Origin of the sequence: Leadbetterella byssophila DSM 17132, from assembly GCF_000166395.1 — a bacterium.
In the GTDB taxonomy this organism is placed as follows: domain Bacteria; phylum Bacteroidota; class Bacteroidia; order Cytophagales; family Spirosomataceae; genus Leadbetterella; species Leadbetterella byssophila.
Window position 1 is genome coordinate 406,649 of sequence record NC_014655.1, and the last position, 15,070, is coordinate 421,718.

The 15,070-nt window shown below is 44.6% G+C and carries 7 protein-coding genes and 1 riboswitch; of the genes, 1 reads left to right on the plus strand and 6 read right to left on the minus strand.

Annotated features, from left to right (window positions below):
- The first annotated feature begins 25 nt into the window (after positions 1 to 25).
- A complete protein-coding gene (locus LBYS_RS01880; RefSeq protein WP_013407212.1) occupies positions 26 to 700 on the plus strand; it encodes an HAD family hydrolase in 675 nt (224 codons plus the stop codon).
- Here the strand turns inward: LBYS_RS01880 and LBYS_RS01885 are convergent.
- The 6 genes from LBYS_RS01885 to LBYS_RS01910 all read right to left on the minus strand — a co-directional run bounded on the left by LBYS_RS01885 (position 626) and on the right by LBYS_RS01910 (position 15,004).
- Entirely contained in the window at positions 626 to 1,252 is a 627-nt protein-coding gene (locus LBYS_RS01885; protein ID WP_013407213.1) for a TenA family protein, read from the minus strand. The two genes, LBYS_RS01880 and LBYS_RS01885, sit on opposite strands and share 75 nt — an antisense overlap.
- Entirely contained in the window at positions 1,239 to 2,066 is an 828-nt protein-coding gene (gene thiD, locus LBYS_RS01890) for a bifunctional hydroxymethylpyrimidine kinase/phosphomethylpyrimidine kinase (RefSeq protein WP_013407214.1), read from the minus strand. The genes LBYS_RS01885 and thiD overlap by 14 nt, the downstream gene beginning before the upstream one ends.
- Positions 2,063 to 2,668, minus strand: coding sequence for a thiamine phosphate synthase (gene thiE / locus LBYS_RS01895; protein ID WP_013407215.1), 606 nt, complete (start codon positions 2,666 to 2,668; stop codon positions 2,063 to 2,065). The genes thiD and thiE overlap by 4 nt, the downstream gene beginning before the upstream one ends.
- Positions 2,650 to 3,441, minus strand: a complete 792-nt coding sequence (gene thiM, locus LBYS_RS01900) for a hydroxyethylthiazole kinase (RefSeq protein WP_013407216.1) — start codon at positions 3,439 to 3,441, stop codon at positions 2,650 to 2,652. The genes thiE and thiM overlap by 19 nt, the downstream gene beginning before the upstream one ends.
- Before the next feature lie 41 nt (positions 3,442 to 3,482).
- A riboswitch (TPP riboswitch) is annotated at positions 3,483 to 3,575 on the minus strand.
- 94 nt (positions 3,576 to 3,669) lie between these two features.
- Positions 3,670 to 14,031 (minus strand): T9SS type A sorting domain-containing protein, encoded by a 10,362-nt coding sequence (locus LBYS_RS18085; RefSeq protein ID WP_013407217.1) that lies wholly within the window; start codon positions 14,029 to 14,031, stop codon positions 3,670 to 3,672.
- 436 nt (positions 14,032 to 14,467) lie between these two features.
- Positions 14,468 to 15,004: a T9SS type A sorting domain-containing protein gene (locus tag LBYS_RS01910; protein WP_013407218.1), complete on the minus strand. Its 537-nt coding sequence runs from the start codon at positions 15,002 to 15,004 to the stop codon at positions 14,468 to 14,470.
- Positions 15,005 to 15,070 lie beyond the last annotated feature (66 nt).

The window sequence follows — 15,070 nt, forward strand, 5'->3', positions numbered from 1 at the left end:
TCTTCGCCTATTAAAACATTAGCATATGCCCATTGCTGCGGTCATCTTTGATATGGATGGAGTCTTAGTAGATTCTGAAAAATACTGGTCGGAAGCAGAAGAAGTGGTGTTTGGGGAATTAGGAGTAGACGTTAAGCCTGAATACAGAAAGATCACCCAAATCCTCACCGCCCCTGAAGTCATACATTTTTGGTACGAAAAATCACCCTGGACAGGAGTGAGTTTTGACGAAGTGGAACAAAGGGTCATCCGATATGTTCAATCCTGTATAGTGAGAGATGATTGTGAAACACCCGGTGCTGCTGCTTTTATTCGAAAGCTTAAAACGGAGGGATATCTCTTAGGTTTGGGTACAAATTCCCCCCTTCCCTTAGCCAAAATAGTTCTTCAGAAATTGGAAGTTGAGGATTGTTTTAGTGCCGTAGTAACGGCAGATCAAGTAAGTAAAGGGAAGCCAGATCCGGAAATCTATCAATTGGTAGCTGATCGCCTTCAAATAAATCCCTCTGAGTGCTTGGTCATAGAAGACTCTTTTTACGGAATGGAGGCAGCAAAAGCGGCAGGCATGCAGGTGGCTGCCTACCTACCGCAACAAAGTCCATCATCCGTTCAGGTAGATTACTTTTTAAGAAGTTTTGATCCACCTCAATTTTTTGTAAGCTCCGTCCCAGAAAAGATATTCCAACTCACAGCCTTGTAGATATATTTCCTTCATGGATCCATTTAAATGGGCGTATTGATTGGTAATTCTGATGGCCTCCTGTACGCTTAAGGAGAATTCTTCTCCCCCGTATAATTGTATCCACGAAGCGTATGGATGCCCTTCTAGATCCGTATGCTTTAATATGTAATTTCCCACCTTTTCATAAACCACAAAACAGGGTAGTACCGCTGCCAGAGCGTTTTCTAATTGACTCAAGTGATGCTGCAGGAATAGTAAATAGTGATGGCAAGCAGGTTGAGCTTGAATTTCTTTATGGGTGATATAATTGCTATGTAGAGACTGTTCTGCGGCTATGGCATTCTCAGAGAATTTAGCATAGGAAAAAGTATCTTTTTCATTCGGTAAATTTTCCGCTATCTTTTGAAGTACTTTAGCAAAACCTTTCAAGTACACCGCATCTTGCTCCATGTAATATTGGAAAATATCTTTATCCAAAGTCCCGGATTGTAAGTCCTGAATAAAGGGATGATTATATATTTTTTCTAGAATAGCTGCTGAGGATTTATCAGCTTCTTCAAACCAGTTCATAGATTTTCATTTTTTGAGGATTAAAGAGATGATTTAATGGTCCATGACCTTTTCCTGTGCTTATATCTTTTCCATTAAGTATGGCTTGATGTACATAGTCTTGGGCCTTTTTTGTGGCATTTTCTATAGTTTCACCAAAAGCGAGATAAGTTGCCAAGGCTGATGATAAGCTGCATCCTGAGCCATGTGTATTCCTTGTTTCAATCTTTGGGAAGTCATAGGCCACGTACTGATTTGGCCTTAAATAAAGGTAGCTGGTCAATGTTTCGGTATCCAAATGACCACCTTTCATGAGCAAAGCAAAGGAGTATTGATTTAGGATGTAGCTTGCAGCGGAATGCATTTCTTCTCTGGTCTTTACAGATTTTTGTGCCAAAATGGCGGCCTCATCCATATTAGGAGTAAGCACAGTAGCAAAGGGTAAGATATGCTCCTTGATGCTTTCAATGGTTTCTTCCTCAATCAGATGATCCCCACTACTGGCTACCATAACAGGATCAAAGACCACAGGAACTTTTGGGTTATTTTTCAACCAGTCTCCGATCACCCTTGCTAATGCAGGTGTATGCACCATGCCTATTTTAATGGCCATGGGTGGGATATCTTCAGAGATACAGTCAAGTTGATTTGCCACCACCTCCTCCGGTATAGGGTGAATCGACTTTACGCCTGTGGTGTTTTGGACGGGTAGAGCAGTTAATACCGTAGTGGCATAAGCTCCTAGGGCTGATATGGTTTTAATATCAGCCTGAATTCCGGCTCCTCCACTTCCATCAAAACCAGCTATGCTAAGGACAGAATAGTATTTCTTCATGGGTTAAAGAAAGATTTAAGTTGGTAAGCGGCCCCTTTGGGATCTTTTGCTTGACAAATGGCAGATACTACGGCCAGACTATCCGCTCCGGCTTCTAATATCTTTCTTGCATTTTTTATGTTTACACCACCAATGGCTACTAAGGGGAGTTTAGATAATGATTTGATCTTTTTAATCCCCTCAATTCCCCATTCTGTTACTGTATCTTCTTTAGTAGGAGTAGAAAAGACAGGGCTTGCTGCTATGTAGTCCACGGCATGGATTTCAGGACTAGTTAATTGGTCTAAGTATTCTATGGACCAACCCATCATTCCTTTCCATTTTTTTCTGACTTGTACTGGGGGCATATCGTTTAGTCCCACATGCACTCCCTCTGCGCCTACTTCTAATGCCACATTTAGGTTATCATTGATGACCAATGGTATCTTGTGCAATTGAGTGATTTTATGTAAGGCTTGTGCTCGGTATAGGAACTCTTCCTCCTGGAGTTTCTTTTCTCTTAGTTGGATGATGTCTACACCACCCAAAATGGCTTCCTTCGCCACTTCTAGGAAATCCCGAGAGCCACAAGCATCTTGGGAAATTACCAGGTATAACTGCATATCTTAAGTCTATTTTCAAAGGTGGATTGATCTATAGAATAGAGATGATCTAAAAGCTGAACCTGCAAAGAGCCAGGTCCTAATCCTTTGGCCAGCTCTCCAGATATTCCAAAGTAGGCTACAACTGAGGCGATGGCTTCCGGGTCTGCACCTGAAGCGCCGAGTACGGCTCCTAGTACAGCGCTTAGGCTACATCCCAAGCCTGTAACCTTTGTCATCATGGGATCTCCGTTTTGGATCTCAAAGATTTGACCTTTAGAAATGAGGTAATCTGTGGCGCCGGATATACACACGATGGTACCGAGATTTTTATGCAGTTCCTTCCCACTTTCTACAGCATCTGAACTGTTCATGCTGCTGTCTACCCCCTTGCTTTTTATTCCTGTGGCAGAAGAAACGGCTACTACTTCTGATGCATTTCCCCGAATCACAGTAGGATGGTATTCCAATAATTTTTGGATGGTGGAATTTCTTAAGTGGGACACACCCGCACCTACCGGATCCAGGATCCAAGGCTTTCCCAGTTCATGCGCTGTCTTTGCCGCAAGTAACATTCCTTCTATGAAAGTAGGGTCTAAGGTGCCAATGTTGATCACCAAGGCATTGGAGATCTTTACCATCTCCGGTACTTCTTCTTTAGCATGGGCCATGATGGGAGATGCGCCAATAGCCAAAAGTGCATTGGCAGAGTTATTCATGACCACGAAATTAGTGATGTTGTGCACCAAGGGTGCCGTGTTTCTGAGATGTTCGATGTGTTTCCAGAGCTTCATAAGTAAATATAGTTTATGGGCTCAGGAATATTCCAAAAGTATATTTTGGATATGCTTTTCCCTACGTCGGTGTTAACCGAATCAGGTTCAAAGGGACTCTCTCAATTCTTTACAGAATACCCCTAAAGCCAAGACAAAGATAGACCCATAGTTTTAAGATCAAAACTTTAAGCACAAAAAAGGGGCACGATATTTCATCGTACCCCTCCCATTTGGTTTAGTAAACTATTAGAAGTCTTCCTTTACTAGTCGGAGCGTTCTGCTCAAATTCTCATCCTGGTACCTGATAATGTAGGTGCCAGGTAATAAGTTTTTCAGTTCAAAGGTATGCGTAAATATGAAGGCATTCACTTTTACTTCTGCTCGAACTTTACCATTCATGTCAAGTAAACGTAATGTTCCTTTTCCATTAGGATTCTCCACCTTTACTTGCACATAATTAGAAGCCGGGTTAGGGGAGATCTGCAAATGAATTTGAGGTTCAACGCTGATCTGCACTTCTTCTCTTGCTTTAGCATCTTCCTTCTTTACTAGGGTCTGCGCTGGATTTTCATCTTTGCAAAGTAATCCTCCTCCTGACCATGTGGTATTACTACCTGCCTTTACGGTATGAGCGGCAAAGAATCCTTCCATTTTAGAAGCTTTTGTTTTCAAGACAGAAGCCGTATGAACATATGCTTTCACCAATGCATCTTGTTTGACACTGATGCCTCTTCCGGCATATAGTTTGGCATTTAGGCCTGTTGGGTTAAATTTAGAATTCTTGCCCAGACTAGCTCTATTTCTTACGATCAACCTTCCTTCTTGAGTGAAGTCGATAGTAGCATTCTTGTTCATCTTTACTTTCCTAACATAGATGTCTCCACTTAATTTTAGATCTGCGTCTTTCTTCAGGATCAATTTTCCGTATTTTCCTGGAGCCAAAGTTTCAGATCCTTTGATGGTTTTACGTCCTTTTTTCTTGTCAGGATTAGCTACAAATTTTTGAGGCTGAGGAGCTGATCCTTTTATAAAGGAAGAGTTTCTAGAAGCCTCATCAAAGTCAGATTCTTTAGCTTTAGCAAATGTTCCTTCTTCATACAGTAGAGTATTACGTAGAATAACCTTGCCTGAAATAGAACCTACTCCTCCGGATAGTACTGCATTGTCCTTCATGGTGATATTGTTTTCCGCAATAATACCGAAGGTACAAGGACAAATGGCATCCGGATCCGTAACCCAAACTTCCGCCGTAGCCGTAGCTACATTTCCATTCACATCTGTTACGGTCAATAGGACGGTACGGGTACCCAGCTGTTCACAAGTGAAGGTAGATTGAGACACTTGCATGCTTGCAATTCCACAAGCATCGAATGATCCATCGTTCACCATTTCCGCTGTAAGATTTCCGGTGCCTGATGAACTTAATTCTAGAGTTACGGTACGGGTTTTAACGGTTGGAGCCACATTGTCTATTACCGTTATATGTACAACTTCAGTAGTTTCATTTCCGGATGCATCAACTAATGTATAGTTAATGACATGTGTTCCAATCTCTCCACAGTGGAATTCGGTTTTGCTCAATAATCGGGTCTTGATGCCGCAGTTGTCTGTACTTCCTCCGTCTATCATCTCAGGGGTAAGCAGGGCTTTTCCGTTAGCATCCAGATATACCGTTGCGGTTTTGCTTACCAATGTAGGCGCCATCGTGTCACGAACGATGACCCTCAATGTGTCATTTGTAGAGTTGCCATTAGCATCGGTTGCCTTCACCCACAAGGTTTGAGTTCCCAGATCTTCACAAGTGAAAGTAGTCTTATCAGCGCTTAAGGTAACGGTGCTACAATTGTCTAGCAAACGAATATCTGAAAGCTTCGCTTGTCCTTTTTGATCCAAGTAAACCGTCACTTCTTTTCCTGCAATGACAGGCGCTAAGGTGTCACGTATGATAACTTCAATCTGTTCGGAATGCTTGTTGCTATAAACATCCACTAATGTTACGTTGACCTTATTACTACCCAAGTCTTGGCAGGTGAAGCTATTTCTATCGAATTGAACTTCCCAAACGGCACAGTTGTCTCTGGATATGCCCTTGATCATACTTTCCGTTAGCTCAGCCATACCTTGAGCGTCTAGAGACAGTGTAATAGACTTTTGAGTAAACTCTGGTTTAATACGATCTACTATAGTCACGGTGGCTACTTCTGTAGCTTTGTTGCCGGATGCGTCTGTCACTATTAGGATAACTTGGTTATCGCCAAGGTGAGAACAATCGAATTCCGACCTACTCAGACTGAAATTCAAACTGCTACAGGCATCATAAGAACCGTTGTCGATATCAGCAGGAGAGATAGAGGCTCTTCCGTACGCATTAAGTTCTACTGAGATATTCTTGGTTCTGACTACGGGAGCGGTATGATCTACTACTTCTACTCGGGTAGCACATGAGCCAGAAGTTCCGTAAATATCTTGGACGGTGAAGTTCACGTAGTAAGTACCTACCTTCAGGTCAGGCTGAATATCGAAGCTGCGATTGAACCAATCTCCGTTAGCGTCATAAGAACCGGCATCTATATCTTCAGGACGAAGGGTAGCGTAGCAGTTGTCTTTGGCTACTAGCACCACCACTTCTTTACATACGGCTACCGGAGGTACATTACAGATGATCTGAGTGATGGTCTGATCCGCAGTAGATGTACAACCTTGTGCAGAGGTTAAAGTGACTGTATAAGTATCGGCTGTATTCACGGTTATGCTCTGGGTGGTAGCTCCATTGCTCCACAGGTATGCAGCAGCAGGAGTGGCCGTTAACACAGTAGTTTCGTTTTCGCAAAGCTGGGTAGGGCCGTTCACGGTGATGGAGGCCGCTATAGGAGTAGGTTCAGTGATGACTACGCTAGTAGAGCTGCTACAACCTCCTGCATCTGTTACTAAAACACTGTAGGTTCCAGATAGAAGTCCGGAGACAGAACTTGCGGTAGCATTATTAGACCAGAGATAGGTATACGGTGCTGTACCTCCTGTTGCCACAACTGCAGCTGTTCCCGAGTTGCCGCCACAAGTAAGTGCCGGAGTAACGCTGGAGCTAAGAGTTAGGGTCTGAGGCTGAGTGATGCTTACAGAAGCAGTGGTGAAGATTCCATTTGCATCTGTTACCGTTACGGTATAGGTTCCTGCCGCTAAACCGCTGGCAGTAGCACTCGTTCCACCTGTAGGTGACCAAGAGTAAGTATAAGGAGCCGTTCCTCCGCTTGCTAATATCGTAGCACTACCGTTAGTTGCTCCGTTGCAAGACACATTAGTTTGTGCGCTGATGGAAGCTTGTAGGGCAGAGGACGGTTGGGTAATGGTGAAACTTTGCGAGGTGGTACATCCGTTCGCGTCTGTGACGGTTACGGTGTAAGTTCCTGCGGCTAGGTTACTAGCTGTAGCTGTAGTACTGTTAGATCCGCTCCAAGAGTAAGTATAAGGCGCGGTTCCTCCATTTACAATAACTGTAGCAGAACCTGTAGAGGCGCCATAGGCGTAAACATGGGTTATGGTACCTGAACTAGCCACTAGTGGTGCAGGTTGAGTGATGGTAACGGATACGGTACGAGTCACCTGATTTGCATCTGTTACCGTTACGGTATAGGTTCCTGCTGCTAAACCTGTAGCACTAGCATTTGTGCTATTATCGTGCGACCAGGAATAGGTATAAGGGGCGGTACCACCGGTAGCGGTAATGGTAGCAGAACCGTTGCTTCCGGCATTACATGTTACATTGTTTTGAGCAGCAATGCTGGCTACAAACGGAGCTGAAGGCTGATTGATAGTGAAAGAGTAATCAAATACACAGCCGTTTGCATCAGTGATAGTGACGTTATAATTACCTGCAGGCAGATTATTGGCTATCAAATCTGAATAATTTGTTAGTGGCCAGGTTGATGTATATGGAAATGTGCCTCCTACAATCCATGAATTAATAGCGCCTGTGGCTTGACCATATTCCGTGACGTGAGTTATGGTTTCATGGAGCGGGAATATCTCCCCAGGTTCAATAATGTCGGCGTAAGTGTTTGTTGTTACTCCGTTTGCATCTGTGACCGTGATGGTATATTGCCCTCCGCTCAAGCCAGTTGCAGTGTTGTTACTGCTTACATTAGGATACCATGAATAAGTGTAAGGGGCGGTTCCACCACTAGCTTGAATAGTAATGGAGCCGTTGTTATCGCCCGAACAAGTAATATCTGTTTTAGAAGTGACGGTTGCTCTCAATTCTTCATCGGGTTCAGTTATAGTAAAAGTATGAGAAGCAGTACATCCGTTTGCATCTGTTACTGTTGCCGTATGATTACCTGCCGGCAAGAAATTGGCTGTAGGTACAGTAACATAAGAATTACCTGACCAAGAATAGGTGTACGGAGCTGTACCTCCTGATACTTCGACCGTGGCGGATCCGGTACTATAGTACTTTTGAATGACATGCTGAATAGCACCCTGACTAGCTATTAGTGCACTAGGTTGATTAATTACTATAGAAGTAGTGGTAAAGATTCCATTCGCGTCTGTTATGGTTACGGTATAGGTTCCTGCCGCTAAACCGCTGGCAGTAGCACTCGTTCCACCTGTAGGTGACCAAGAGTAAGTATAAGGAGCCGTTCCTCCGCTTGCTAATATCGTAGCACTTCCGTTAGTTGCTCCGTTGCAGGACACGTTAGTTTGTGCACTGATGGAAGCTTGTAGGGCAGAGGACGGTTGGGTAATGGTGAAACTTTGCGAGGTGGTACATCCGTTCGCGTCAGTTACTGTTACGGTATAGGTTCCTGCGGCTAGGTTACTAGCTGTAGCTGTAGTACTGTTAGATCCGCTCCAAGAGTAAGTATAAGGCGCGGTTCCTCCATTTACCATTACTGTAGCAGAACCTGTAGAGGCGCCGAAGGCGTAAACATGGGTTATGGTACCTGAACTAGCCACTAGTGCTGTTGGCTGAGTAATGGTTGCCGAGGTAGTGGTGCTGATTCCATTTGCATCTGTTACTGTTACGGTATAGGTTCCTGCCGCTAAACCGCTGGCAGTAGCACTCGTTCCACCTGTAGGTGACCAGGAGTAAGTATAAGGAGCCGTACCTCCTGTAGCGGTAACTGTAGCAGATCCGTTCGTTCCTCCGTTGCAAGACACGTTAGTTTGTGCGCTGATGAAGGCCTCTAAGGCAGAGGACGGTTGGGTAATGGTGAAACTTTGCGAGGTGGTACATCCGTTCGCGTCTGTGACGGTTACGGTGTAAGTTCCTGCGGCTAGGTTACTAGCTGTAGCTGTAGTACTGTTAGTTCCGCTCCAAGTGTAAGTATAAGGCGCGGTTCCTCCATTTACCATTACTGTAGCAGAACCGGTAGAGGCGCCGAAGGCGTAAACATGGGTTATGGTGCCTGAACTAGCCACTAGTGCTGTTGGCTGAGTAATGGTCACTTGAGCACTGGTGCTGATTCCATTTGCATCTGTTACCGTTACGGTATAGGTTCCTGCGGATAATCCAGATGCAGTAGCACTTGTTCCACCTGTAGGTGACCAGGAGTAAGTATAAGGAGCCGTACCTCCTGTAGCGGTAACTGTAGCAGATCCGTTCGTTCCTCCGTTGCAAGACACGTTAGTTTGTGCGCTGATGGAGGCCTCTAAGGCAGAGGCCGGTTGGGTGATGGTGAAACTTTGCGAGGTGGTACATCCGTTCGCGTCTGTGACGGTTACGGTGTAAGTTCCTGCGGCTAGGTTACTAGCTGTAGCTGTAGTACTGTTAGATCCGCTCCAAGAGTAAGTATAAGGCGCGGTTCCTCCATTTACCATTACTGTAGCAGAACCTGTAGAGGCGCCGAAGGCGTAAACATGGGTTATGGTACCTGAACTAGCCACTAGTGCTGTTGGCTGAGTAATGGTTGCCGAGGTAGTGGTGAAGATTCCATTTGCATCTGTTACCGTTACGGTATAGGTTCCTGCCGCTAAACCGCTGGCAGTAGCACTCGTTCCACCTGTAGGTGACCAAGAGTAAGTATAAGGAGCCGTTCCTCCGCTTGCTAATATCGTAGCACTTCCGTTAGTTGCTCCGTTGCAGGACACGTTAGTTTGAGCGCTGATGGAAGCTTCTAAGGCAGAGGACGGTTGGGTAATGGTGAAACTTTGGGTTGCGGTACATCCGTTCGCGTCTGTGACGGTTACGGCATAGGTTCCTGCGGCTAGGTTACTAGCTGTAGCTGTAGTGCTAGCTGATCCGCTCCAAGAGTAAGTATAAGGCGCGGTTCCTCCATTTACCATTACTGTAGCAGAACCTGTAGAGGCGCCGAAGGCGTAAACATGGGTTATAGCACCCTGGCTAGCTACTAATGCGGTGGGCTGAGTGATGGTCACTTGAGCACTGGTGCTGATTCCATTTGCATCTGTTACCGTTACGGTATAGGTTCCTGCGGATAATCCAGATGCAGTAGCATTTGTTCCACCTGTAGGTGACCAGGAGTAAGTATAAGGAGCCGTACCTCCTGTAGCGGTAACTGTAGCAGATCCGTTAGTTGCTCCGTTGCAAGACACATTAGTTTGTGCGCTGATGGAAGCTTCTAAGGCAGAGGACGGTTGGGTAATGGTGAAACTTTGCGAGGTGGTACATCCGTTCGCGTCTGTGACGGTTACGGCATAGGTTCCTGCGGCTAGGTTACTAGCTGTAGCTGTAGTGCTACTAGATCCAGTCCAAGAATAGGTATATGGCGGGATACCTCCACTTGCCACAACAGTGGCAGAGCCTGTTGCTGCGCCGTAGGCGTAAACATGTGTTATGCTACCTGAGTTAGCAACTAGCGTTGTTGGCTGATAAATAAAAACGTTTACGGTACGACTGACTTGATTCGCATCTGTTATCGTTACGATGTACATTCCTGCAGATAATCCGTTGGCAGTAGCACCCGTTCCACCAGTTGGTGACCAAGAATAAGTATAAGGGGCTGTTCCGCCACTGGCTGTTACCGTAGCGCTACCGTTAGACCCACCGTTACAGGACACATTAGTTTGAGCGCTGACGGAGGCTTGTAAGGGAGCGGCCGGCTGCGTGATGGTGAAACTTTGAGTGACTTCACATCCGTAGGCATCTGTAACGGTTACGGTATATGTTCCTGCTGCAAGTCCGCTTGCGGTAGCGGCATTTCCTCCGGTAGGTGCCCAATTATAGGTGTAAGGTAATACTCCGCCCGTGGCTGAGACCATTGCCTGCCCGTTTGCTGCACCGTATTCGGTTACGTTAACCTGTCCTGCAGCTGTGGCAGTTAATTGAGTAGCCGGTTGAGTGATCAAAAAGGTATGGGTAGCTTTGCAACCATTGATGTCAGTTACCGTTACTTTATGAGCGGTTGCTGATAAGCCAGTAGCCGTAGCAGTTGTAGCGCCTGAAGGCGTCCAAGCGTAGGAATAAGACCCCGACCCGCCTGTTGCATTTACAATTGCAAAGCCGTTTGAGCCTCCATTGCATGATACATTTCCCATCATAACGGGATTAGCTACTAAGGCAGGAGGCTGGGTGAAGGTTAATATTCGGGTAGCTTGGCAGCCATTATCGTCAGTTACCGTAACATAGTGAGAACCTGCTGAAAGACCAACCACTGAAGCTGATGTAGCGCCTGTTGGCGACCAAGAGTAGGAATAAGAACCCGTCCCGCCCGTGGCATTTACCATCGCAGAACCGTTTGATTCTCCGTAGCATGTAATATTGTTTTGAAAGTTTGTATTAACTTGGAGGAGAGGAGGCTGAGTTATGGTAAAGCTTTTGGTAGTTTCACATCCAATGGCGTCAGTTATAGTTACCGTATATGTTCCTGCGGATAATCCGGTAGCTGTAGCTGCCGTGCCTCCCGTAGGAGCCCAAGAGTAGGTATATGGCGCTGAACCTCCGGTGACGTTAACCGTCGCTGTACCGTTAGCCCCACCATTGCAGGAAACATCAGTTTGGGACGGTGTAACATTTAAGGTGTTCGGCTGAGTTATGATAAAGCTCTGGGTCTTTTCACAACCATTGGCATCAGTTATTGTCACAGTGTAAGTGCCTGCGGATAATCCGTTAGCTGTAGCTGCCGTGCCTCCCGTAGGAGCCCAAGAGTAGGTATATGGCGCTGAACCTCCGGTGACAATTACAGTTGCGGTGCCATTCGTTTCACCAAAGCATGATACATTCGTTTGTGACGCGGTAACATTTAGTGCACTTGGCTGCATTATTACAACGTTTTTGGTAACTTGACAGCCATTGGCGTCACTTATAAATAACGTGTAACTGCCAGCAGCTAAGCCTGTAGCGGTAGCTGTCGTTCCTCCATAGGGATACCAATAGTAGGTATATGGTGCTGTACCACCAGTAACATTAGCAGTAGCGGTGCCGTCCGATTCACCATTGCAGGAAACATCAGTTTTAGATATTGTAGCATTTAAGACACTAGGCTGATTTATGGTAAAGCTTCGGGTAGCTTGACAGGCATTTGCGTCTGTTATCGTTACGGTGTATGTGCCCACAGCTAAACCGGTAGCTGTAGCTGCCGTGCCTCCCGTAGGAGCCCAAGAGTAGGTATATGGCGCTGAACCTCCGGTGACGTTAACCGTCGCTGTACCGTTAGCCCCACCATTGCAGGAAACATTAGTTTGGGACGCTGTAACATTTAAGGTGTTCGGCTGAGTTATGATAAAGCTCTGGGTCTTTTCACAACCATTGGCATCAGTTATTGTCACAGTGTAAGTGCCTGCGGATAATCCGTTAGCTGTAGCTGCCGTGCCTCCCGTAGGAGCCCAAGAGTAGGTATAGGGTCCTGAACCTCCTGTGACGTTAACCGTCGCTGTACCGTTAGTCGCACCATTGCAGGAAACATTAGTTTGGGACGCTGTAACATTTAAGGTGTTCGGCTGAGTTATGGTAAAGCTTTTGGTCGTTTCACATCCAATGGCGTCAGTTATAGTTACCGTATATGTTCCTGCGGATAATCCGGTAGCAGTAGCTGCCGTGCCTCCCGTAGGAGCCCAAGAGTAGGTATATGGCGCTGAACCTCCGGTGACGTTAACCGTCGCTGTACCATTAGCCGCACCACTGCAGTAAACATTAGTTTGGGACGCTGTAACATTTAAGGTGTTCGGCTGAGTTATGATAAAGCTCTGGGTCTTTTCACAACCATTGGCATCAGTTATCGTTACGGTGTATGTGCCCACAGCTAAACCGGTAGCAGTAGCTGCTGTGCCTCCCGCGGGAGACCAAGAGTAGGTATAGGGTCCTGAACCTCCGGTGACGTTAACCGTCGCTGTACCGTTAGTCGCACCATTGCAGGAAACATTAGTTTGGGACGCTGTAACATTTAAGGTGTTCGGCTGAGTTATGATAAAACTCTGGGTCTTTTCACAACCATTGGCATCAGTTATCGTTACGGTGTAAGTGCCCACAGCTAAACCGGTAGCGCTAGATGCCGTTCCACCAGAAGGAGCCCAAGAGTAGGTATATGGCGCTGAACCTCCGGTGACGTTAACCGTCGCTGTACCGTTAGTCGCACCATTGCAGGAAACATTAGTTTGGGACGCTGTAACATTTAAGGTGTTCGGCTGAGTTATGATAAAGCTCTGGGTCTTTTCACAACCATTGGCATCAGTTATTGTCACAGTGTAAGTGCCTGCGGATAATCCGGTAGCTGTAGCTGCCGTGCCTCCCGTAGGAGCCCAAGAGTAGGTATAGGGTCCTGAACCTCCGGTGACGTTAACCGTCGCTGTACCGTTAGTCGCACCATTGCAGGAAACATTAGTTTGGGACGGTGTAACATTTAAGGTGTTCGGCTGAGTTATGCTAAAACTTTGGCTGCCGTAGCATCCGTTGTCATCAGTTACTGTTACGGTATAAGTGCCAGCTGCTAAATTTGAAGCAGTAGAAGCTGTCCCACCGGAAGGTGACCATGAATATGAATAAGGTGCTTTTCCTCCTGCGGCCAACACAGATATGGAACCAGTAGTTGCTCCATGACAGGCAACATTTGTTAGGGATTGTGCTGATACAGAAATATTACTGCATTTCACCCAATTCATGGCATCTAAAGCGATATATTCAATACTTCCGGAAGTAGTGATGATAAATTCATCTATGAAAATGTCAGATAAATTGTATCCTGATATATTGGAGAAGTCAAAATAGATATATCCATTATTGGTAATCGGATTACGTGCAAAAGAGCCTTCTCTCGAATTTGAATATTTTCTATTTCCATTCCTGTACCCCTCTATATTTAAACTGCCTAACACATTTAAGTCATAATCAACTGTTGACAAATAAAGGTATATACCTCTTAAGCCAAAGGTACTTCCATCTGCTGAAGAAATTTTAAATGATATCGTTTCGTTAGGCGTATAAGTTCCGTAGTTATCAATAAACTGATTATCTGAATTATATCCATTCCATCCAGCTCCTGTTTCAGAGTTGATTCTAAAAATGGAAGAGGACAGACTGGTGATGTTAAAAGTTTTACCATTATCCGTGAATGTGGTAGATCCTATAGATTCTGTTTCAAATGTCTCAACAGATTGAGCTTTTACTAGAATAACAGTAAATAGATTGAAAAGTAAGAGTAATAAATTTTTTTTCATTAGTAATGGTAATACTATGGTAGGAATAATAGATGGTAGGTATAATGGTAATTAGAAGCTATAGGCTTTAATACCTAAAGAATTAGGTATAATTTACTTAGGTCATGGCTTATAGTTATAGGTAAGTAATCTTTTGCTCTTAAAAGTCTGCAATATGTCGATAAAATCTCATTATTAGTGGATAGCGTAATTTGTATTTTTTTAATGTTTCGACAATACCGTATTTTTTGAAGATGTAAATATTTTATATCCAATACATTTGTTATGTAGGTACCTTGCGGTTAAGTACCTTAATTCGTACCTATATAAAATTTGTATTTTAAGGAAAAGCAGTTAAATGATAATTCGCTATTTATTAATTGGATTTAGAGAAAGGATTAAATGGAGGGGTAAAATGGCATTAAAACAAATACCATATTATATCTATAATAGTACTTTAAAATAGCTTTAAAAGACTACAAGTCAGGAGGGTATTTTTTAAGTAGTTGTTAGTGTTCAAGAACCATGACGCAGGCTGCATTACGCCCTTGTTCCATTTTGTTAGAAATATACGTATTGTTCTGTTCACGCTTCCCTCTTGGTATCTTATAATATAGGTACCCGGAACTAGTTTGGTTAAGTCGAAAGTATATTTAAAATGAATGGCATTTACTTTTACTTCTGCTTGTACTTTACCATTCATGTCAAGTAAACGTAATGTTCCTTTACTCTTAAGATTCTCCACCTTTACTTGCACATAGTTAGAAGCCGGGTTAGGGGAGATCTGCAAATGAATTTGAGGTTTAACGCTCATCTGTACTTCTTCTCTTGCTTTAGCATCTTCCTTCTTTACCAAGGTCTGAGTAGGATTTTCATCTTTGCAAAGTAATCCTCCTCCTGACCATATGGTATATACCGTATGAGCGGCAAAGAACCCTTCCTTTTTAGAAGCTTTTGTCTTCAAGACAGAAGCCCTATGAACATACGCTTTCACCAATGCATCTTGTTAGCCACTGATGTCTCTTCCGGCTTATAGTTTAGCGTTTACTCCCCTTAGATT